Genomic DNA, 22,921 nt, shown 5'->3' on the forward strand with positions numbered 1-22,921 from the left:
TGGTTTAAATATATTTTTTAATAATCAGGGACGAGTTAGTACCGCCAAACCCAAATGAGTTTGACAGGAATACATCTATATTTTTTTCGACGGTTTCGGTAGCGATATTGAGCTTCGCCGAATCCTCATCGGGGTTTTCAAAGTTGATGTTGGGAGCCACGAACGAGTTTTGCATCATGAGCATGGAATACACAATTTCGCTTGCACCTGCCATCCAGCATTCGTGCCCGGTCATGGATTTGGTTGAGCTCACCAAAGGTTTGCTGTTGCCGAATACTTCATCAATAGCTTTAGCCTCGCTGGCATCGCCGGCGGGGGTGGAGGTTGCATGAGCGTTGATATAATCAATTTCAGATGCCTGAATCCCGGCATCTTTCAAGGCCATGGTTAATGAACGAACAGGACCGTCAACAGTTGGGTTGGAGATATGTGCCCCGTTTGATGAAAAGCCGTAGCCAACAACCTCGCCCAAAATAGTAGCGCCTCTTTTTAATGCCGATTCCAGACTTTCCAGGATTACGGTAGCTGCCCCACCGCTTGGAACCAGTCCGTCGCGGTCGCGATCAAACGGTTTAGATGCTTTTGCCGGGTCGGCTTCTTTTACTGAAAAGGCCGAAAGTGCATCAAAACTGCCCATGGAGTAATGACTTAGTTCCTGTGCACCGCCGCAAATAATACAATCCTGCAAACCGCTTTTAATAAGGTGGTACCCCATCCCAATTGCATGAGAGCCGCTGGCACAAGCTGCGCTAATGGTAAAATTAACCCCGCGAAGCTTGAATATAGTGGCCAAATTCATGGTAACGGTTGAATTCATGGTTTGGAACACTGCACCCGAACCAATAAGCATGGTATCTTTCTTTTCGCGGATCACATCGGTAGTTTCAATCACGGCCTTGGCTGTACTATCGTTGCCATATAAAATGCCCACATCTGTTTTGGCAATGTAATCGGCATCGATACCCGCTTGCTGTAATGCTTCGGAGGTGGCGATATAAGCATATTCGCCTTGCTCGGGCAGCATGATGCGGGCACGGCGATCAAGCGTACCTTTCAGGTTAGGTTTTTCAACAGCCCCGGTTAGACCTGAACGGTAGCCAAAATCTTTACGGATGGCATCATATATAATGCCCGACCTGCCGGCGTAAAGAGAATCTTTAACCTCGTCGAGATTTTTCCCAATACACGAATAGATACCCATCCCTGTTATCACAACCCTATTCATATCTGAGCAAAAACTGATAGTACATAGTCAACAAAATGCAATAAAAATACAAAAAAATAAAACTTAATATGTTTTTGTATGTGTGTCGCTTCTTTAATGTTTTAAATATGGCTATTAAAATACCTGTATCGTAATAGCTTATAATTAAGTTTATATTAAGAGTTAATTACCCTTGTGTTTGTTACTGTTTCCAATTTTTCTTGCGCTCGTTTGTAACGAGCACAAGGGTTATAAAATCATGTCATTGCGAGGAGGAACGACGAAGCAATCGCATACTATACAGGGCGGATATGCTTCTGTGCGGTTGCCACGCTTCGCTCGCAATGACATAGTTTTGTCTGTTTTTCCAAGGCCTCCTGGCGGTATTTTTATTTTTTACGAATAAAGCCCGCCATTAATCGAAAGCACCTCTGCCGTAATATAAGCCGCCTCCGGTGATGCTAAAAAGCCTACAGCATGTGCCACTTCCTCGGGAGTGCCAAACCTTTTCAGCGGCACCATGGCTTTCAGTTCTTTTTCATCAAGGCCTGCGGTCATGTCGGTAGCTATAAAACCCGGGGCTACTGCATTAACCGTTATCCCGCGCCTGCCAACTTCCTGGGCCAATGCTTTAGTTGCACCAATAACGCCCGCCTTGGCAGCCGAGTAATTTACCTGCCCAGGCAATCCTTTAAGACCAGATAGCGAAACCACGTTTACTATGCGACCGTATTTTTTAACCAGCATGCTGTTCAACACCAAACGGGTAACATAAAAGAAACCGTTGAGACTGGTGTTCAGTACGCCATCCCATTGCTGATCTGTCATCCACATCATCAGGCCATCATCTTTAATGCCGGCGTTGTTTATTAAAACTTCAATGTACTTTTCGGTATTGGTTTCTATCCAGCCTCCTAATTTTTGCTGGATGTCATTTTTGTCGGCCACATCAAATTGCAACAGTTCGCCATCGCCGCCATTGGCTTTGATCCGGGCGAGGGTGTTGTTGGCTTCATCGATGTTACCTTTATAATTAACCAGTACATAATAACCCATAGCGGCCATTTTGTAGCAAATGGCCCTGCCAATTCCTCTTGAGCCGCCGGTTACTAATGCACATTTCATATGATGTTTTTGGTGTTAAAAGGTTTAATAATTCAGGAAATAAGTTCGGCCGTTTCAAAATAAGCTTTCACTTGCTGCAGGTCCTGGTATTTGGGTTTATCCTCAATGAATTTAGGGAATATAGCTCTTAAGTCTGTATAAACTTTGTTGGTTTGGGTAGAGAGCCTGTTGGCACAATCAAGGTAATCGACAGCCTGCAGCAGGGTCATGGCCTGGATGGCCAGCACCTCGAAACTATTGTCGATCACTTTTTTGGTTAACAATGCCGCGTTACATCCCATGCTTACAATGTCCTGGTTATCATTATTGTTCGGGATGCTGTGTACGTACATTGGGTACGAAAGGGTTTGATTTTCAGCAACAGTTGAAGTGGCTGTAAATTGCATGCCCTGCATCCCGAAATTGAAACCCAGCACACCGAGATTCAGAAACGGTGGGAATTTTTGGTTGAGTTTATCATTCAACAGGTAATTCAGCTGTCTTTCTGAAAGCATAGACAGCCGGGTCATGGCTATTTTTAGCTTATCCATTTCCAGCGAAACATAATCGCCATGAAAATTACCACCATGAAAGATGTTATGATTTTCATGGTCGATAACCGGGTTATCGTTAACCGAATTGAGCTCGTCAACAACTACTTGTTCGGCCTGGGCAATGGTATCATAGATGGGGCCGAGGATCTGCGTAACACAACGGAGCGAGTAATATTCCTGCACCTTGTCTTCAAATATTTCCTGATCAAGGTTTTCGGGATTATATAAATGTTCCGAGCGGCTCCGCACCATTTGGCTATCCTTCAGGATCTCGCGGAGTTGTTCGGCAATAGCATTCTGGCCTTTGTGATGTTTTACTTTGTTAAGCTCAAATGAATAATGATCATCAAAAGCCTCAACCACCTCATTGATCATTGCTGAAAGCATGACCGACCAGCCCAGCAGCTTTTTAGCCCGGATGATATTCAGCAAACCGATCCCAGTCATGGCCGAAGTACCGTTGATGATAGCCAAACCTTCACGGATATGGATTTGGAGTGGTTTGATATCCAGTTGCTTAAAAAGCGCAGCTGTAGGTTGTACTTCGTTGTTATAGATCACTTCGCCTTCGCCAATTAAAACCAGGGCAAGGTGGGCTAACTGCACGAGGTCGCCGCTGGCGCCTACGCCGCCGTGTTCAAATATGCAAGGGGTAACGTTTTTGTTAATGAGTTCGGCAAGGAGGTTTGCAAGCTCGGGATGTACACCCGAATAAGCCTGCATAAAGCTGTTTAGGCGGGCAAGCATCAGCGCTTTAACGAGTTTGGGCTGCATTAAATTACCTCCGCCTGATGCATGGCTGCGGATCAGGTTGTACTGTAACTGCAATCGATTTTCATCACTCACCTTATATTGCGCCATAGGGCCGAAGCCTGTGTTGATGCCGTAAATGAGTTTATTGGATGAAAAGCCACCAAGAAAATTAAAATTGGTTTGCACCTTTTGCAGCGCCTGTTCATCAGGAACAACGGAGCTGTTTTTAAAAATCACCTGGTAAAAATCATCCAGCGAAAGAGCCTTTCCTCCAACCTGTAGCATGGGCACAGTAGTTTTATTTAATAAGGTTTGATTATTCTTTTCCACAAAATCAGGGCGAAAATAAGGTAAATGTTCGGATTTAGGAATGGGTATTAAACGGTTTGTGGATGACCAGTATTGTGCCACAGTATACATTGCTTTAGTAGGTTGTTTTCTCGCAAAGGCGCTAAGACGCAAAGTTTTTCTTAGCGCCTCTGCGTCTTTGCGTGCTTATTCAGTCTTCGATGTTTATACTATACTGTTGTTTACCACCGTTCTTAGCGCCCTCCTCTGGCACAAGGTGCAGGGCGGACTTGTGACTCGGCAAGCCCAAGTTATCCAATGCTTGTTACCATCCCACAAAACTTGAGCTAAACGAAATGAGGCATTCTCCGCCACCGCTTGCCTAACAGTGATTCTGTTTTATTTGGTTATATCAGATGCAAAAATTTAACGTTTAATTTATTCTGAAACAATAACTTTGTAAAGCGATAAACGTAAACCCTAAAACCTCTTAATAAAAACCTGGACTGAAGCCGGTACGTGCGATTGAATGATATATGACGGATAACTTACAAATGATACAGGCAAAGTTTAAACAATTACAGGTATGCGTTATTATACCCACTTATAATAACAAGGGCACGCTGGCCGCTGTTATAAACGATGTGCTGGTCTACACAAACCAGGTTATTGTGGTAAACGATGGCTCTACGGATGATACGCAGTCCATTATCCAGTCATTCCCGCAAATTCAATCTGTAAATTATACCCAAAATGTAGGTAAGGGCTGGGCTTTACGCAAGGCTTTTGATTACGCTCACGAACTGGGCTATCAATACGCTATCACCATAGACTCAGACGGGCAGCATTTTGCCAGCGACCTGCCCACTTTTATCGAAAAACTGGAACAGGAGCCAGACTCGCTCATCATCGGTTCGCGCAATATGGAGCAATCATCCGTGCCGGGTAAAAGCAGTTTCGGGCATAAGTTTTCCAATTTTTGGTTTTGGGTTGAGACCGGAATCAAATGTCCCGATACACAATCAGGCTACCGTTTGTATCCCATTCACCTGCTCAAAAACACCAAATTCATCACCCGTAAATACGAGTTTGAAATAGAGGTGATCGTTCGTGCTGCATGGAAAGGTATTAAGATTGATTGGGTGCCGGTTACTGTTTACTATGCGCCAAAAGAAACCCGCATCTCACATTTTCGTCCTTTTCAGGATTTTTCACGCATCAGCGTATTGAACACTATATTGGTGATCATCGCTTTTGCTTACATCAAGCCCCGCGATTTTTTCAGGATGCTTTTTGATAAAAAAAAAGCAAAGCAGATGATGAAGAACCTGTTCTTTAATCCTGAGCATTCGCCGCAGCTCAAAGCTAAATCTGTTGCATTCGGGGTTTTTATGGGGATTGTGCCTATCTGGGGTTTCCAGCTTTTGGTGGCTATTTCGCTGGCTTTCCTATTCAGGCTTAATAAGGCTATCGTGGTTACGGCAGCGCATATCAGCGTTGCGCCCATGATCCCGGTTATCATTTTCCTAAGCTATAAAACCGGCAGCTTATGGATGGGCAGCAGGAATGTGGATATCCCTTTGGATAAAATTTCGCTCCAATCTATCGGTGAACATTTGGAACAATATCTTTATGGCAGCATTTCGCTGGCAATTTTTGCAGGTATTATAGCAGGATTGCTCACTTTTGCGTTATTGAAGCTGTTTAAGCGGAGGCCCGTCCCCGCGCTGTAATTCATGGAAAAAATCCTGGTAGGCATCTATAATTATTTCAATGCCCGCAAGCCGCTGTTTTATACCGTGTTTGCGTTAAGCTTTGTGCTTGTTGGTTTTTTTGCTTCGCGGATCAGGTTTGAGGAGGATATCTCCAAAGTGCTGCCGAAGGATAAGAAGATCGAAAAACTCAATTACATTTTCCAGAACTCCAAGTTTGTTGATAAGCTGGTAGTGATGGTTTCGCTAAAAGATTCCATACAGCAGGAGCCGGATAACCTGATCTCCTTTGCCGATACTTTTACCGGAACAATTCAGCAAAAACTCCCCGCGTACATCAGTAAGATCAATGCTAAAGTTGATGACGGCCTGGTGATGGAGCTGTTTGGCACAATTAATAAAAGCCTGCCCATTTACCTGAATGAGCATGATTACCTGGATATTGATACCCTCATTCGTCCGGACAAGATAAAAGAAACGCTTGCCCGCGATTTGCGTACGCTTACCTCGCCTGCCGGACTTGCTTTAAAAGGCATGATCAGCAGCGACCCGGTGGGCATCTCCTATCTCGGCCTGAAAAAACTGCAGCAGCTGCAATACGACGAGAATTTTGAACTGTACGACAGCTATGTGATGACCAAAGATCACAAAAACCTGCTGCTGTTCATTACACCCAAATACTCGCCCAATAATACCGGGGAGAACGCGGTACTGCTTAAAGGACTGGACAATACCATCGACAGTTTGCAAAACAAAAGCTTTACAACTATCAATTGCAGTTACTTCGGTACAACTGCCGTTTCGGTAGGCAACGCGCTGCAATTACGGCGCGACTCGATGTTTACACAGGGCATTACCGTAGTTTTCCTGATCGTTTTCCTGGGTTTTTATTTCAAAAAGAAACGTGCCCCGGTAGTGATATTGGTGCCGGTGCTGTTTGGGGCGCTGTTTTCATTGGCTGTTATCTATTTTGTAAAGGGGAGTATCTCGATTATTGCATTAGGTACAGGCTCGGTGGTGCTGGGGATTGCAGTTAATTATTCGCTGCATGTGTTTAACCACTACCGCCATACGCGCAGTATTGAACAGGTGATCCGCGATCTGGCTATGCCGTTAACTATTGGCAGTTTTACTACTATCGGCGGGTTTTTCTGTCTGGAGTTTGTGGAGTCGGAAATGCTGAAGGACCTTGGACTGTTTGCCGCCTTTAGTTTGATAGGGGCTTCGTTTTGTTCGCTGGTTTTCCTGCCGCATTTCATCGCCTCAAAAAAAGAGCAGGACGAGCATATTGCCAAACTATCATGGATCGATAAAATAGCAGCCTACAACCCCGAGTATAATAAGTTTATTATTTCGGCCATTGTGGTGCTTACCATTGTGTTTAGCTATACCGCCCGCAGCGTGAGCTTTGAAACGGATATGAGCCGCATGAACTTCATGACCGATAAGCTCAAGGCCTCGGAAGCTAAACTGAACGCTATTAACAAATATGCCCTGCAATCGGTTTATCTTTTGGCCGAAGGTAAAACACTGGATGACGCCCTCCGTACCAACGAAAAACTATCGGCACAGATAGAATTGCTGAAAGAGCAAAACGTCGTAAAAAAATACTCAGGCGTATCATCGCTCATTATATCCGACTCTTTACAAAAAGCCCGCATAGCCCGCTGGAATATTTATTGGACACCTGCTAAGAAGCAGGAGTTAATGGCCATGCTTATTAAAGAAGGTACAGCGCTGGGTTTTAAACCGGCCGCTTTTGATCATTTCCGTGACCTTATCAACAAAGATTTTAAAGTGGTTGGGCAGGATGAAATGGCGGGCATCCGCAAAAATTTGCTTGACGATTATATTACCGAACAGCCGGGCCGCGCCGGGGTGATCACGCTGGTGAAGATATCACCTCAGGATAAAAGCAAGATCTATAACCTGTTTGAAAATACGCCCAATGTTACCGTTGTTGATAAGCAATACCTCACCAACCGCTTTGTAGGCATAATCAACAATGATTTTACCAGTATCGCCATCATGTCGTCGTTACTGGTATTTACGGTGCTGCTGCTTACTTACGGGCGTATTGAACTTACGCTGGTTTCTTTTATCCCGATGTTTATATCCTGGATCTGGATCCTGGGATTGATGGGGCTGCTGGGCATCCAGTTCAATATCGTGAACATCATTATCTCGGCACTAATATTTGGTTTGGGCGATGACTACAGTCTGTTTATTATGGATGGGCTGCTGCAGGAATATAAAACCGGCAAAAAGAATTTATCATCATACAAATCATCCATCTTTCTTTCGGCCATTACAACCGTTGTGGGTTTGGGCGTGCTCATCTTTGCCAAACACCCTGCTTTACGGTCGATAGCGTTGATCTCTATCATTGGTATTGTTTGCGTAGTGGTGATGGCGCAGATATTGATCCCCTTTTTGTTCAATATCCTCATCAAAAACAGGGTGCAGAAAAAACGTTTCCCCTGGACATTGAGCGGCTTTGTGATCTCGGTTTTTGCATTCACTTACTTTGTAAGCGGCTGTTTGTTGTCATCCCTGATCGGTTTGCTACTGATCAAGCTTAATCCTTTTAAAGGCGAAAGAAGCAAATATGTTTATCATGCTATCCTGGCACGCTTTTGCTGGTCGATGATGTACATTATGCCCAACCTGCGTAAACGTGTGGTGAATAAAGATACCTTTGAAAAGCCCGCTGTGGTGATCAGCAACCATCAGTCATTCCTTGATATTTTGGTATTGATCATGCAGCATCCTAAATTGATCCTGTTTACCAATCACTGGGTATGGAACTCGCCGGTGTTTGGGGCGGTGGTACGCATGGCAGGTTATTTCCCGGTAGCCGAGGGAGTGGAGCAGAACATTGATGAACTGGCCGAAAAGGTGAAGCAGGGTTATTCCATGGTGATCTTTCCCGAAGGCAGCCGCTCGCCCGATGGTAAAATGAAACGTTTTCATAAAGGCGCGTTCTTTTTAGCCGAGCAACTGGGGATGGATATCCTGCCCATCATATTGCACGGCACCGGCTACAACATGACCAAAGGCGATTTCCTGCTGAAGAACGGAACTATCACCATCAAATACCTGCCGAGAATCACGGCTAATGATACCTCGTTTGGCAGAGGTTATGCTGAAAAGACCAAAAACATCAGCCGGTATTTTAAAGAAGAATACCAAAAGCTAAGCGCCGAAATTGAGCAGCCTGCGTATTACAAAGAGCAGCTGTTTTATAACTACCTGTACAAAGGCCCGGTGCTGGAATGGTATATGCGCATTAAAATAAGGCTTGAAAAAAATTACCAGGTATTTCATGAACTGCTGCCTAAACAAGGTAAAATGCTTGACCTGGGTTGTGGCTATGGCTTTATGCCCTATATGCTGCATTTTGCTGCACCGGGGCGCGAGTTTACCGGGGTTGATTATGATGAGGAAAAGATAGAGGTAGCTGCCAACTGTTTCAGCAAAACAGCTGATATCAATTTTGTTTATGCTGATGCCCTTGCTTTTGAAATGCAGCGATACGATGCCATTATCATGGCCGATATGCTCCATTATTTACAGCCTGCTGAACAAAAGCAATTGATAGAGCAATGTATTGCCAATTTAAATCCAGGTGGTGCGCTCATCATCAGGGATGGTAATAAGGATATGCAGGAAAGGCACAAGGGTACCGAGCTTACCGAAACGTTTTCAACCAAATTGCTCGGCTTTAATAAAACGGGGGCAAATGGTCTCTCTTTTCTTTCGGGGCAAATGCTGAGGGATATAGCGGCTGCGCATAAGCTTTCAGTCACCGAAATTGACAATACGAAGTACACCTCAAATGTTATTTTTGTGATCAAAAAGGAAGGGCAGGTGCTTTAAATGGACGACAGGTTTGATGTATTGATCATTGGCAGTGGTATGGGGGGCTTAGTTTGTGCCGATATGCTTGGCAGAGAAGGTTACCGGGTTTGTGTTGTTGAAAAAAATAAACAGCTTGGCGGCTCGCTGCAAACCTATGTGCGCGACAGGGTGATCTTTGACTCTGGTGTACATTACCTTGGCGGACTTGATGAAGGGCAGAACCTGTACCAGATTTTTAAGTATATCGATATCATCGGCAAACTTAAACTGCAAAAGCAGGATCCTGATGCCTTTGATAAGATCATGATAGATAATGACCCGGTGGAATATCCGCAGGCGCAGGGTTATGAAAATTTCATCAAACAGTTACTGGTTTATTTTCCGGAAGAGGAGCCTGCTTTACGCGCTTACTGTGCTAAGCTGAAAGAGGTTTGCGATAAGTTTCCGTTGTATAACCTGCGTTCGTCGGATGATTTTTATGAAAAGGCCGATGTATTGGAAGTGGATACCGAAGCGTTCCTGGCATCCATCACCAATAATAAAAAGCTGCAACAGGTTTTGGCCGGCAATAACTCACTATACGCAGGGCAGGCCGATAAAACACCGCTGTATGTGCATGCGCTGATCCTCAATAGTTATATTGAAAGCTCATGGAAATGTGTTGACGGCGGCTCGCAGATTGCCAAACTCATAGCCCGCAATATCCGCGACAGGGGAGGCGTTATCATCCGGAACAAAGCCGTAAAAAAACTGGTGGAGCAGGAGGGGAAAATAGCATATGTTGAACTACAGCATGGTGAAAAACTGTATGCCGATCATTTTATTTCCAACATTCACCCGGTAAAAACATTGGAAATGACGGATTCGTCGGTGATTAAAAACGTGTACCGTAACCGCTTAAGAAGCCTGGAAAATTCGGTGTCGTCGTTCACCATCAATATTGTATTTAAAAAAGAATCATTTAAATATTTCAGCCATAACGTTTACAGTTTTAAAGACGGGCAGGTATGGCACATGGCCGATTACACGGAGCAAAACTGGCCGCTGGGTTATGCCGTGTTCATGACGCCATCGTCAAAAAATACGGAATATGCTGATGGCATGACCATCCTGGCTTATATGCGTTATGAAGAGGTAAAGCCCTGGGAAGATACGTTCAATACTGTGTCTGACGAGGCTTACCGGGGAGAAACCTACGAGCAATTTAAAAAGCGCAAGGCGGAAGTATTACTGGATGATGTGGAGCTGAAGTTTCCGGGTTTGCGGGAGCAGATCTATTCCTATTATACCGCTACACCGCTCTCATACCGCGATTATATTGGTAATGATGATGGCTCGCTTTACGGTATTGCCAAAGATTATAAACATCCGCTTAAAACGTTTATATCGCCGCGTACCAAATTGCCTAATTTGTACTTCACGGGTCAAAACCTTAATTTACATGGCATTTTGGGTGCTGCCATGAGCGGGATAGTAACCTGTTGCGCCTTGCTGGGCAATGATGAATTGATAGATAAAATAAGAAATGCGTAACAGGAAATTCAGTTGGAGAAAGTTCGGGAAAAGATTACTGTACACAGGTATTGTGTTTGTAGGATTGCTGCTGATCGGCTTTATTTACCTGTATTGCGTAGCTATAGATTATCCACCCAAGCCTGCTGATTTAAGTAGTTTGCAATTGCAGCGCAAACAACCTTCGCCGGGCTTTTATACTATCGATAACAACTGGTTCAGGAAAAGTAAGAGTGGTTTATTTGAAATGTATGTGGAGGGCAAGCCTTTTGAACGCGGGGTGATTAACGGTAAGCTGAGTAAAGAATTGGTGGTTAACCAGGAGGTTTATTTTACCGACCAGATCAACAAGATCATCCCTTCAAAATCATATCTGTCGTTTCTGAAATATTTCATAGCCTGGTTTAACCGCGACCTCGCTAAAAATGTAAGTGAAGAATATAAAGAGGAGATCTACGGTATCTCTAGATCGGCGTCGGATAAATACCAATTCATTGGCTCCAATTATCAGCGGATCCTGAATTACCATGCGGCACATGATATCGGTCACGCTTTGCAGAGCATGGCGTTGGTGGGCTGTACCTCGTTTGGTACCTGGAACGATCGCTCGGCCGATGGTACCATGATCGTTGGCCGCAACTTTGATTTTTATGTGGGCGATAATTTTGCACGTGATAAAATGGTGGCATTCTTCAATCCCAGTGAAGGGCATAAATTCATGACCATAACCTGGGGCGGTTTTGTGGGCGCGGTATCGGGCATGAACGAAAAAGGCCTGAGCGTTACCATCAATGCCGATAAAACCAATATTCCATCAGGTTCGGCTACGCCGGTATCCTTAGTGGCCCGCGAGATCCTGCAGTATGCGCAAAATATCAACGAAGCCATCGCGATAGCTAAAAAACGGAAAATGTTTGTGTCCGAATCGTTTTTAATAGCCTCGGCTGAGGATAATAAAGCCGTAGTGATCGAAAAAACGCCGGATACGCTGGATGTGTATGACCCGCACCAAAACTTTATTGTTTGCGCTAACCATTTTCAAAGCAAGGGGCTGGCACATTCAAAAGAAAATCTGGTGCAGCTCAGCAACAGCGCATCGCCATATCGCTACCAGCGTTTAATGGAACTGCTGAGTGCCGAAGGAAAAAACACCGTACAAAAAACGGTCGATATTCTACGCGATCGCCAGGGCCTGCATGGCGAAGATATTGGTATGGGCAACGAAAAGGCGCTTAACCAATTGATAGCCCACCACTCGGTGGTGTTTGAGCCGCAAAAGCTGCTGGTTTGGGTTTCTACCTCGCCCTGGCAGTTGGGTGAGTTTGTAGCTTACGATTTGAAAAAGATCTTCGCGATGAAAGGCATGCAAACCGATCATGAAATTATTGATACGGCGCTTACTATTAAGCCCGATACATTTTTGAACACGCAGGCTTATCATGATTTCATAACTTACCGAACGTTAAAGCAAAAAGCTTTTGACGGCGGCGAGATCAATCCTGATAGTGTAGTAGCCAGCAACCCGCAGTTTTACCACGCCTATGTTATTGCCGGCGATTATTCGTTTAAACATAACGATTATAAAAAAGCCCTCGGTTACTATAAAGCGGCTTTAACCAAAGTGATAGCCACGGTAAATGAGGAAAACTATATCAAAAAACAGGTTGAAAAGTGTACTAAAAAGCTAAACTCATGACAGTTGCAGGTGTAGGGATTGATATGATAGAGGTAGAGCGCGTGCAAAGCAGCATTGCCAAAGAACAGGGCTTCCGTGAGTTGGTTTTTTCGGCAAAGGAGATAGCCTATTGCGAAAGCAAAACCAACAAGTATCAACACTATGCTGCCCGCTTTGCCGCCAAGGAAGCTTTTTTTAAGGCACTGGGCACCGGCTGGCTAAAGGATACTGCCTTTAACGAGATTGAGGTTACTAATGATGAAAGCGGCAGACCCATTTTGGAACCTATCGGCGAAAGCGCGGCGGTGATCAATCGTAACGGTCCGTTAAAAACCTCCGTATCATTAACCCATTTAAAAACAATGGCATCTGCCGTGGTAATTATTGAAAAGTGATCACACATCCACCTAAACCATTAGCATTTCAACCCAAACAGGAAGTTGTAAAGTTCCAGGAGCAAAAACTGCAGGAACTGCTGGCCTATCTCAGTACAAATTCACCATTTTATAAAGACCTGTTCGCGACAAACCATATCGATATCAACCAGATCAAAACACTCGATGACCTGCGGCTGATCCCGACTACCACCAAAGAAGACCTGCAAAAACGCAACGATGATTTTTTATGCGTAGAGCGCGGGAAGATCATTGAATATAGCTCAACCTCGGGCACATTGGGCAGCCCGGTAACCATTGCCCTTACCGAGGGCGACCTGGAGCGGCTGGCCTTTAACGAATACAATTCCTTTACTTGTGCCGATGGCTCAGCAGTCGACCTTTACCAGTTGATGCTTACGCTCGACAGGCAGTTTATGGCTGGGATGGCTTATTATTCGGGCATCCGGAAAATTGGTGCGGGTATTATCCGTTTAGGACCCGGCGTGCCATCGCTGCAATGGGAAACTATTTTAAGGCTGAAACCGACGGCCATTGTAGCCGTGCCATCGTTCATTTTAAAGCTCATTCAGTTTGCCCAGGAGCACAATATCGATATCAATGCATCGTCGGTAAAAAAGGCTGTTTGTATTGGTGAGAATATCCGTAACACCGATTTCAGCCTGAATATCCTCGGTCAAAAGATAACCGAAGCCTGGGATATTAAACTCTATTCAACCTATGCCTCTACCGAAATGCAAACCGCCTTTACCGAATGCGGTGAGGGCAGGGGCGGTCATCATCAACCCGAGCTGTTGATAGTAGAAGTACTGGACGAACATAACAACCCGGTTGCTCCCGGAGAATCAGGTGAGGTTACCATTACCACACTCGGTGTTGAAGGGATGCCGCTGCTGAGGTATAAAACCGGAGATATCTGCCATTATTTTGATGAGCCCTGCGCTTGCGGACGAACCAGTATCAGGCTGTCATCCATAGTAGGCCGTAAAAAGCAGATGATCAAGTTTAAGGGCACTACACTTTATCCCCCGGCATTGTTTGATTTGCTGAATGGTATGGAGGAGATCAAAGATTTTGTGGCCGAAGTTTACCCGAACGAGATAGGGATGGATGAAGTGCTGCTGCACCTGCTGCCTATAAATTACACAGATGAGTGCGACCGGAAGATCCGCGCTAATTTGCAAGCTCGCTTAAGGGTGAGCCCGCATATTACCTATCTTAAAGCGGATGAAATGCAGAAATTACAATTCCCTGAAGCTGTACGCAAACCGGTTAAATTTATCGACAGGAGAAAGTAATTTATTATGTGCTAAATTTGCAGTATGCATAATGCCGATATCCTGGGCCGGTTAACGCAGCAGCTTGAACTGCCGTTTAGTAACCCGGTGCTTGTTTTCTCGCTGATATTATTGATCATTTTACTTGCTCCCATCATTATGGGCAAGTTCAGGTTTCCGGGGATAGTGGGTTTTATTTTAGCAGGGATAGCTATTGGTCCGCATGGGTTAAACCTGCTCAAGAAAAATTCGGCAATCGACCTGTTCTCAACCATAGGCTTGTTGTATATCATGTTCATTGCAGGGGTTGAACTCGACCTGAACGAGTTTAAGCAAAAGAAACACCGCAGCCTGGTATTTGGCTTCCTTACTTTTTGCATCCCGATACTCATAGGCTTCCCGATCTGTTATTACCTGCTAAATTATCCGCTCATCACATCTGCACTAACGGCAAGCATGTTTGCTACCCATACGCTGGTTGCTTATCCTATTGTGAGCCGTTACGGCATCTCCAAAAACGAGGCTGTAGCCATTAGTGTAGGCGGCACCATATTGACCGATACAGCCGTGTTGATATTGCTACCAGTAATAATGGGTGCCAAAAACGGAGGACTGGGTTTCAGCTTCTGGCTGCAATTGGTGATCTCGTTATCAATATTTGCCTTTATCATGTTTGTGCTGATCCCGCCTTTGGCGCGCTGGTTCTTTAACCGCTATCGCGACAGCAAAACATTACCTTATGTGTTTGTACTTTTCATCGTATTCCTGTCGGCCTTTCTTTCGCAGCTGGCCGGGGTTGAGCCTATCATTGGTGCCTTTGTGGCCGGGCTTGCACTGAATAAGGCGGTACAGCAATCATCAACTTTAATGAACAGGATCGATTTTGTGGGCAATGCTATATTTATCCCCTTTTTCCTGATCAGCGTAGGCATGCTGGTTGATCTGCGGGTGCTGGCCCGCGGGCCTCAGGCCACCATTGTAGCGGTTAGCCTTACACTTGGCGCCTTGTTGGGTAAATGGCTGGCAGCATTATCTACCCAAAAAATATTTAAATATTCGTCAACGCAGCGTACTTTGATCTTCGGATTAAGCAGCGCACATGCAGCGGCTACGCTGGCTATCATTTTGGTTGGTTTTAAAGCCCAGATCATCGACGATAATATTTTGAACGGAACCATTATCCTAATATTGGTTACCTGCGTAGTTGCCTCGTTCGCCACCGAGCAGGCAGGTAAAAAACTAATTAAGCATAACCAGAAACAAGAAACTTTAACAGAAGAGGAAGCAGTAGGCTAAGGCCGGGGATGATATGAGAAGAAGGATACACAGGCATATAAGGACAGCAAAATACATCGTTTACAAAGAAACCCTTGTCGATTTCAGGGAGCATTTCTGGACATTTATCAGCTCATTTTCGGGTATAGCACTTATCGGATTGTTGAACAGCAGGTATTTTACCGCAGCAGACAACCTTTTCCTGATCGGCTCGTTCGGTGCTTCATCGGTGTTGATCTATGGGGTAATTAATAGTCCGCTGGCACAACCGCGCAACTTGATAGGCGGGCATGTGATTTGCGCGCTGGTTGGGGTCACTGTTCACAAGCTGGTTCCTCATGAAATATGGCTGGCTGCGGCTTTGTCGGTATCTATATCGATAGTATTAATGCAGATAACCAAAACCCTGCACCCGCCGGGTGGCGCAACAGCATTGATAGCCAATATCGGGTCTGAAAAAATTAAGACACTTGGCTATATGTATGTATTTAGCCCGGTATTTTCAGGGGCCATGATCCTGTTGTTAATAGCTGTTTTGTTTAACAACATGACCAAACACAGGAGCTATCCTAATAATAAAAAATGGCTGCATGTTTGGCGCAGGTATAAGCGGTAGGTTGTTTGCTAAATAAAATGCTCTAACAATGACGCTGTTCGAAGTCTCTGACTTCGAATTAGCTATGGATGTAGTTTGTAACTACATGAATCACGGTAGTCTGAAGACTACAGGCATAATCATCCGAAGTCAGAGACTTCGGATAGCTGTATTTGGGGGAAATACAAAAAATATGTCATTGCGAGCGCAGCGTGGCAATCGCACGCAAGCATGGCCGCCCTGTATAGCATGCGATTGCTTCGTCGTTCCTCCTCGCAATGACATTTTTTGTATTCCCAATATATCGCTGTTGTTCTTTCTATTACTGCTCTTCTTCAGTAAACTTTAACAACACGGCTTCATTCTTTATGCGGATGCTTTTGCCGGATATTTCGATGATCTGCTCATCGATAAAATCATTAAGCGTACGGAACAGCGATTCATAAGCAGCACCTGTAAATGAGGCCAGGTCCTGCCGGGTGAGTTCGATATTGATAAAGCCCTCTTCGCTTAACCCGAATTTATTTTTGAGCGAAATAAAGGCTTGGGCTACGCGTCCTTTAACCGGCATGTGCGCCAGGTTACGCATTCGTTTTTCTGACTCCTGCAATTCGTTAGCAAAAAAACGCATCAGTTTGATCACAAAATTATTGTTAACCTGCAGGGTACTTTCAAAAAAGGGCATTTCGATATAACAAATTATACCCGCCTCAATGGCCGTGGCCGAAACCGGGTAAAACTCGGTACTGCCTAAGCCAAGGTGACCAACAATATCACCTTCGCGGGCAAAGCGGAGGATGAGCTCTTTTTCCTTGTCCCACTTTTTATGAACTTTTACAGTGCCCGAATAAACAAAGTAAATGCCTGTAACGGGATCGCCCTCTTTAAAGATCTGCTGCCCCTTTTTTACAGCAATATTTTGCCTGGCGGCGCTAATGGCCGGGATCCAGTCGGGCAGGCAGTGTGTACATAAAAAGCAAGTTCCCAAATCGCATTTATCTTTGTTTTTCGCCATTTATTGATTTATATCTAATCGGTCGCTTTTATTAAAACGTGCTAATTTATTAAAAGCGCCGGCCTTTTGGCTGTTTCCATGTGGCCATATTAAAAATAACCCCAAGACTTAACAGTACCGAACCGCCAAAAACCGGCCATGGGAACGAGCGGACGCCGTTAATGTAGATGGTCCATGGGTGAGAATCAAAAGGGTTAACGGTATTCAGGTTCCTGAATAACAGTAATCCTGCAAAGATGCTTGCAGCACCTAAAACAGAAAGAATGATACTGGCGATTTTCATAATTATTGTTTATGCAATGTTTTTTGTTAAAAATTAGGCAAAGGTTGAATAATTATATTGCATGTGCAATATAAAAATGAAAATAAAATTTATAAATGGGGCTTGAAGTATTACCTTTGCAATAAAATAAGACAGTCCCCTGGAAATAAAGCGGGACTAATTGCAACATGGAAACAAAACAGAACGCCATCCCGGTTTCGCCCTCATTAAATGATCTTTACAATTTTAAATCTGGCTTAAAAGGCACCAGGCAAATGAAAACAAGACTGATATTTATATCTGCGCTTTGTATTCTCATTGCATGCCTGATCAGCGTAATTGCCAAGGGACTTGTTTATCTTATAAACATTGTTACCAATATTTCATTTTACGGGATGCTGGATGCCGGCTTTCATAGTCCGGCCAACAACCATTTAGGTTTATGGGTAATTGTTATACCGGCTATAGGCGGGATTATAGTAGGCTTCATGGCCCTGTATGGTTCAAAGGCCATCAGGGGGCATGGTATACCCGAGGCCATGGAGCAGATCCTGGTAAATAAAAGTAAGATAAAGCCAATTATAACCTTTTTGAAGCCGGTGTCATCGGCTATAGCAATAGGTACAGGTGGCCCGTTTGGTGCCGAAGGACCTATTATTGCAACCGGTGGTGCGTTGGGTTCAACCTTTGGTCAATTGTTCAAAATTTCGCCGCATGAACGTAAAATTATTTTGGCAGCGGGCGCAACGGCTGGTATGTCGGCCATATTTGGTACGCCCATAGCTGCAGTGTTTTTGGCTATAGAATTGCTGCTATTTGAGTTTTCGCCCAGGGCTATATTACCAGTGGCATTGGCTTGTATTACAGGGGCGGCGGGGCACCATTTATTGTTTGAAGCAGGGCCGGTATTTCCGATGCCTGATGTAGACACACCTTCAAATACTGCCCTGGCTATTTATAGTATCATTGGTTTAGTCATTGGCTTTTTATCATTGGGACTTACCAAAATAGTGTATTTTATTGAAGATAGCTTTGAGAAGCTGCCTATTCATTGGATGTGGTGGCCTGCATTAGGGGGACTTGCAGTGGGCCTTATTGGTTATTTTGCACCGCACACGCTGGGCGTAGGTTATGATAATATCATCAGTATCCTTTCGGGCACATTGTCATTGATGTTGATTGTACGTTTGTGCTTTTTCAAATTCCTTTCATGGGCTATAGCACTGGGCAGTGGTACTTCGGGCGGTACGCTGGCTCCTTTGTTAACCATTGGTGGTGCGGCAGGTGCAGCATTTGGTGCACTGGTACATCTTATATTTCCTGATGCAGGCGTAAGTATTCCGATGGCTGCACTTATTGGTATGGCTGCTATGTTTGCCGGTGCTTCAAGGGCTTATTTAACCAGTATCACCTTTGCGCTGGAGGCTACTATGCAATCGCATGCATTACTGCCCCTGCTTGGTGCCTGTACAGCATCGTACCTGGTGTCATTCTTCCTGATGGAGAATACCATCATGACCGAAAAAATCGCCCGCAGGGGGGTATATACTCCTGATTCATACGAACCCGATCTGCTGCAGGTATTGACCGTGGCTGATGTTAGTAATGAAGTTGGTGAAACTTTAAAAAGCAATAGCACCATTGCCGAAGTAAGGGCTTGGCTTATCGAAAATAGCATCACCCAAAGCTTTTTTATCGTAACCAATAATGATGGCACATATGCAGGTACGGTTGGCCTGACCGATATTTATAACCATAGTATCGCTGCTGAGTTCAATATCGGTAGTATAACCCGGGCAAGCAAGCAAGCAGTAAAAAGTAATGATCCGCTGAAACGTGTTATGGAGATCATGGCTGAAGAATCGGTAGAGGTATTGCCTGTTATTGACGCTGGAAATGCCATCGCCGGAAAAATCTCCTATAAAGAGATCTTAAATACCTATTACCGGCATATTGAGGAAAACAGGCAGGTGAACACCCAGATCTCCCTTAAACGGAGAAGGCTTAAAATGGCTGCACGTGGCCGAAGCAAGGCTAAATCTTAAAATGCCATTGTTTGAATATAAAGAAACCCTGCATGACGTAACATCAGGCGGGGTTTCTGTTTTCTGGGCATCTGCACAATGAAAATTAAAATACGGACGCTGGGTTATTGTTTATTTATTGTATAGCTTTGATTCATAAAGTGTTGCGGTTTGTGTGGTGGCGTTTTTGTTTCTTATTTCTGCCCAATTAAGCTATTTGATTTAACACTGTTGTTGAAAGTAATACTTAACCATTAAATCATATTTTATGAAAAAATTTGTAATTGAAAGGGAACTGCCCGGTGCCGGTAACCTTTCGCCTGAAGAATTACAGGCTATTTCACAGGCATCATGCTCGGTTGTGAATGAATTAGGTAAGCCATATCATTGGATCCAGTCGTTTGTTACTGCCGATAAGATCTACTGTATCCATATTGCCGAAAGTGAAGAAGTTGTACGCGAACATGCTTTGAAAGGAGGTTTCCCGGTAACCAGCATTGCCGAGGTTAAAGCGATCATTGATCCGACGACAAGTACAGTATCGGTATAAAGCAAAACAGGCCCGGATTTAAACCCCGGGCCTGTTTTGTTCATGTATAGATATGCAGTTTACTTACCTACCGAAGCCGAACCGGCTGTTTTAAACAGCGGATCTTCTTTAAAATAATTACCTCCTGTAAAACTGATCACATAATCAGATTTAAAGTGGGTGCTTTTTTTATAATAATCTGTACTGATGATCTGTGCGCCTGATTTTTGTGCTGCTGTAAATGAGCTCATATCATTTGCACGGGCCTCTTCTGTATCCGAATCGGCACGGGTACGGATGATGTAACCTTTCTTAACCAGCTTCTGAATAGCTGCCAGGTCTTTTTTAGCATCGTTCATGATGTGGATGGCTGCTTCAGGTGTGCCGGGTTGAGCGTCGGCAAATAATACACGGCCTTTTAATGACGGGTGACCTGCGATGTAGGCAGCCATTTTTTCGCCTTTTTCATCAAGGATGAAAACAAACTTGCCTTTGGCGGCTTTCAAAGTTGGCCAGTTGTTGTGCAATACCGCAGCTTCAAGGGTTTTGTAGGTGCCACGTACATCATCAGGTGTAATTAAATATTGTTTACCAAGATTGTCCAATATCGCCTTATCAAGGTCGGCAAAAGTTTTAGCTGTGAATTTTTCGGGAACGGTAAAGCCTGGTTTTTTTGACGGCTCATCCTTTGCGTTCATGGTAATGTAAATGGGATTATGATCAGGATGTGCATCGCTCCATTTTTTAAGCTCCTGCAGGCAAAGCTTAAAGGTTGCACAGTTGCTGCGGTAATCAATATCTTCAATATGGAAAACCTTAAAACCTGGTTCTTTCATTACGCCCTGTGTATCAAAAGCCGGTTGTCCCGGTACCCAATCCAACCCTTTCGGATGAGCATATTTGCCGCCTTTGGTATCGGCATAAACATCTATTTCCAAAGCGTTGAGGCCTAAGTTAAGCTGATCGCTAAGGCTGATGTGCTCGTAATCGATCTTGCTCATGCCAACAGAATCTCGCTTTTGCAAAAAACGGAATAGCTTGGGATCAATGGCCTGTTTGTAGCTGTTATGTGATCCGATGACCTGGAAATGGTTAATGGTTTGATTGTCGGTATCGTTTTTAAATGTTGATACGGTGAGAACAATCCCGGCAAGTAATCCGCCTATAAGTTTCATTGTTTAATTGGTTTTATTGTTTAACAAACAAAAGCGCAAAAGATTGTTCTTTTGCGCTTTATAAAAATAGTTTTATTAATAGCCTGGGTTTTGTTTCAGGTTAGGGTTGGTTTTTAATTCGGTTGATGGAATAGGGTATAACCTGCGGGTTGGATCGGTGTTCATTTTGAGGTCATCCGTTTTACCCCCCATTACTGGTAGTGGATATTCCTTCTCGAATAAACCGTAACGGATCAGGTCATTACGACGCCATGCTTCCCATGAAAGCTCACGTGCACGCTCATCCAGTAAGCCATCTAAATCAATAGAAGTAGCAGCCTGTGCGTGGGCGCGGGTACGCAGTTTGTTTACCAGGGTAAGCGGGGTTTGTGCATCGCCATTTATAGTAGTTGGAGCTGCTCCGCGTAATATAGCTTCGGCTTTCATCAGGTAAATATCAGCCAAACGGAACACCGGCACATCATTGCTGTTTAAACGGGTAGCCTGGATAATGTTAACATCAGGGTAGTATTTAATGGAACGCACGCCTTCAGATTGCGCATTAAGCACATCGTTGCCCAAATCCATTGGTTTTAGTCCTGTTAGGGTTAACGTAGGAATGAGGTTAATTTGTGTGTTCGGCGGAACTCCTGCAGTTCCCGCAGGATAGTAAACAGGTTGATTGGTAAAGCCACCATTACCATCAGGATAATATTGCGGACCGGCCAGCCATGTTTTGGTACGGTCGTCGCCCGGAATGTTAAAGCGGTTATAAAACTCGGGCGTAGTGCTCATGGCAATACTCAAGCCCACGTTAAAGCCGTATGCGTTAACCAGGTAGTAAAAGAAACCGAAACGGGTAAACTGGTTGCCCGGTATTTGCTGGTCATAAGGAATGGCAAATATAGTTTCATTAATTGCCGGGCCGTTGGTTGGCAAAAATATGTCCCTGTATTTAGCATCCAGGAAGTAGTTGGTGTTGGCCTGTACGCTATCGCACATGGTAACAGTTTCCTGGTAGCGATTAGTACCTGTGTATACACCCGAGTTAAGGTACATTTTTGCAAGGAGGGCAAACACCATGCCTTTAGTTGGACGGCCGTATTGTGATACGTTTGTTGGTCCGTTATTGCTTTTAGCCGGCAATAACGGTAAAACGGCTTTAAGTTCGCTTTCAATAAAATCGTACACTTTAGCACGTGGCTGATTGGAAGGTTGTACAGTTACCGGGAAATCGGTAATGATAGGCACGTTGCCATACAAATCCATCATGAAATAAAGGTACAGGGCGCGCATTGCTCTAACTTCGGCAGTAGAGGCTGCTTTTTTTGCTGCTGTTGACGAAGAAGCGTTGATAACAGTAATAATACGGTTACAGGTATTGATACCGCCGAAACCCCATTGCCATACGCCTATCACGTTTGGATGGTCAAAAGTCCAGCTGTGGTAGTGTAACTGGCGGTACTGGCCACCGTCGTCAAAGTTACCGTCGCGGGCAGGTAGGATAGCCTCATCTGTTGACATATCCTGCATACGCCAGTAAGGAACCGCGTAGCTTGATGACAGGTTTGAATAAATGGTACCCAGTAATGCAGTATAATCGGCATCGGTAACCGGGAAGTTTGATTTTACGTATTGTGATTCAACAGGTACATCTAATTTTGTACATGAATATGTGCCAATCATGGTAGCGAAAGCGGCACACGCTAAAAATATCTTTTTCATCTTTTGT

General features: G+C 44.4%; 17 protein-coding genes. 10 read left to right on the forward strand and 7 right to left on the reverse strand.

What is annotated here, in order from left to right; genetic code table 11:
* Window positions 1–4 precede the first annotated feature (4 nt).
* The 3 genes from AC1DUD_RS15650 to flxA all read right to left on the reverse strand — a co-directional run bounded on the left by AC1DUD_RS15650 (window position 5) and on the right by flxA (window position 4,035).
* Entirely contained in the window at window positions 5–1,225 is a 1,221-nt protein-coding gene (locus AC1DUD_RS15650) for a beta-ketoacyl-[acyl-carrier-protein] synthase family protein (protein WP_477375905.1), read from the reverse strand.
* 375 nt (window positions 1,226–1,600) lie between these two features.
* On the reverse strand, window positions 1,601–2,329 hold the full coding sequence (flxB, locus tag AC1DUD_RS15655; RefSeq protein ID WP_477375907.1) for a flexirubin biosynthesis SDR family reductase FlxB: 729 nt from the start codon (window positions 2,327–2,329) through the stop codon (window positions 1,601–1,603).
* 32 nt (window positions 2,330–2,361) lie between these two features.
* The gene (gene flxA / locus AC1DUD_RS15660; protein WP_477375909.1) at window positions 2,362–4,035 is read right to left on the reverse strand and encodes a flexirubin biosynthesis tyrosine ammonia-lyase FlxA; all 1,674 of its coding nucleotides are present in this window, start codon (window positions 4,033–4,035) and stop codon (window positions 2,362–2,364) included.
* Between the two features lie 404 nt (window positions 4,036–4,439).
* Here flxA and AC1DUD_RS15665 point away from each other — a divergent pair, with 404 nt between their 5' ends.
* Genes AC1DUD_RS15665 through AC1DUD_RS15700 form a run of 8 tightly spaced genes read left to right on the forward strand, consistent with a single transcriptional unit; the run spans window position 4,440 to window position 16,226 of the window.
* Window positions 4,440–5,636 (forward strand): DUF2062 domain-containing protein, encoded by a 1,197-nt coding sequence (locus tag AC1DUD_RS15665; protein ID WP_477375911.1) that lies wholly within the window; start codon window positions 4,440–4,442, stop codon window positions 5,634–5,636.
* Between the two features lie 3 nt (window positions 5,637–5,639).
* Complete coding sequence (locus AC1DUD_RS15670; RefSeq protein ID WP_477375913.1) at window positions 5,640–9,494, forward strand: 1-acyl-sn-glycerol-3-phosphate acyltransferase; 3,855 nt, start codon at window positions 5,640–5,642, stop codon at window positions 9,492–9,494.
* Window positions 9,495–11,009, forward strand: coding sequence for a phytoene desaturase family protein (locus AC1DUD_RS15675; RefSeq protein ID WP_477375915.1), 1,515 nt, complete (start codon window positions 9,495–9,497; stop codon window positions 11,007–11,009).
* Complete coding sequence (locus AC1DUD_RS15680; protein WP_477375917.1) at window positions 11,002–12,684, forward strand: C45 family autoproteolytic acyltransferase/hydolase; 1,683 nt, start codon at window positions 11,002–11,004, stop codon at window positions 12,682–12,684. Before AC1DUD_RS15675 ends, AC1DUD_RS15680 begins: the two co-directional genes overlap by 8 nt.
* Window positions 12,681–13,058: a holo-ACP synthase gene (gene acpS / locus AC1DUD_RS15685; protein WP_477375919.1), complete on the forward strand. Its 378-nt coding sequence runs from the start codon at window positions 12,681–12,683 to the stop codon at window positions 13,056–13,058. The genes AC1DUD_RS15680 and acpS overlap by 4 nt, the downstream gene beginning before the upstream one ends.
* Window positions 13,055–14,356, forward strand: coding sequence for a flexirubin biosynthesis putative acyl-CoA ligase FlxY (gene flxY / locus AC1DUD_RS15690; protein ID WP_477375921.1), 1,302 nt, complete (start codon window positions 13,055–13,057; stop codon window positions 14,354–14,356). The genes acpS and flxY overlap by 4 nt, the downstream gene beginning before the upstream one ends.
* A gap of 24 nt (window positions 14,357–14,380) precedes the next feature.
* The gene (locus AC1DUD_RS15695) at window positions 14,381–15,631 is read left to right on the forward strand and encodes a cation:proton antiporter (protein ID WP_477375923.1); all 1,251 of its coding nucleotides are present in this window, start codon (window positions 14,381–14,383) and stop codon (window positions 15,629–15,631) included.
* A 13-nt stretch (window positions 15,632–15,644) separates the two neighbouring features.
* Window positions 15,645–16,226: an HPP family protein gene (locus AC1DUD_RS15700; RefSeq protein WP_477375925.1), complete on the forward strand. Its 582-nt coding sequence runs from the start codon at window positions 15,645–15,647 to the stop codon at window positions 16,224–16,226.
* Window positions 16,227–16,527: 301 nt separating this feature from the next.
* On the opposite strand, the gene AC1DUD_RS15705 is transcribed toward AC1DUD_RS15700, so the two are convergent.
* Both AC1DUD_RS15705 and AC1DUD_RS15710 read right to left on the reverse strand, forming a co-directional pair.
* Window positions 16,528–17,220 carry a Crp/Fnr family transcriptional regulator gene (locus AC1DUD_RS15705; RefSeq protein ID WP_477375927.1) on the reverse strand — a complete coding sequence of 231 codons (693 nt, stop codon included), beginning with the start codon at window positions 17,218–17,220 and terminating at the stop codon, window positions 16,528–16,530.
* Window positions 17,221–17,269: 49 nt separating this feature from the next.
* Window positions 17,270–17,503 (reverse strand): hypothetical protein, encoded by a 234-nt coding sequence (locus AC1DUD_RS15710; protein WP_477375929.1) that lies wholly within the window; start codon window positions 17,501–17,503, stop codon window positions 17,270–17,272.
* Window positions 17,504–17,670: 167 nt separating this feature from the next.
* Here AC1DUD_RS15710 and AC1DUD_RS15715 point away from each other — a divergent pair, with 167 nt between their 5' ends.
* Window positions 17,671–19,527 carry a chloride channel protein gene (locus tag AC1DUD_RS15715; protein ID WP_477375931.1) on the forward strand — a complete coding sequence of 619 codons (1,857 nt, stop codon included), beginning with the start codon at window positions 17,671–17,673 and terminating at the stop codon, window positions 19,525–19,527.
* Between the two features lie 247 nt (window positions 19,528–19,774).
* On the forward strand, window positions 19,775–20,056 hold the full coding sequence (locus tag AC1DUD_RS15720; protein ID WP_477375933.1) for a DUF4242 domain-containing protein: 282 nt from the start codon (window positions 19,775–19,777) through the stop codon (window positions 20,054–20,056).
* A 59-nt stretch (window positions 20,057–20,115) separates the two neighbouring features.
* On the opposite strand, the gene AC1DUD_RS15725 is transcribed toward AC1DUD_RS15720, so the two are convergent.
* Entirely contained in the window at window positions 20,116–21,210 is a 1,095-nt protein-coding gene (locus tag AC1DUD_RS15725) for a phosphatidylinositol-specific phospholipase C1-like protein (protein WP_477375935.1), read from the reverse strand.
* A 75-nt stretch (window positions 21,211–21,285) separates the two neighbouring features.
* Complete coding sequence (locus AC1DUD_RS15730) at window positions 21,286–22,914, reverse strand: RagB/SusD family nutrient uptake outer membrane protein (RefSeq protein WP_477375937.1); 1,629 nt, start codon at window positions 22,912–22,914, stop codon at window positions 21,286–21,288.
* Window positions 22,915–22,921: the final 7 nt, after the last annotated feature.

The sequence above is a fragment of the Mucilaginibacter sp. P4_A11 genome, from assembly GCF_056402535.1.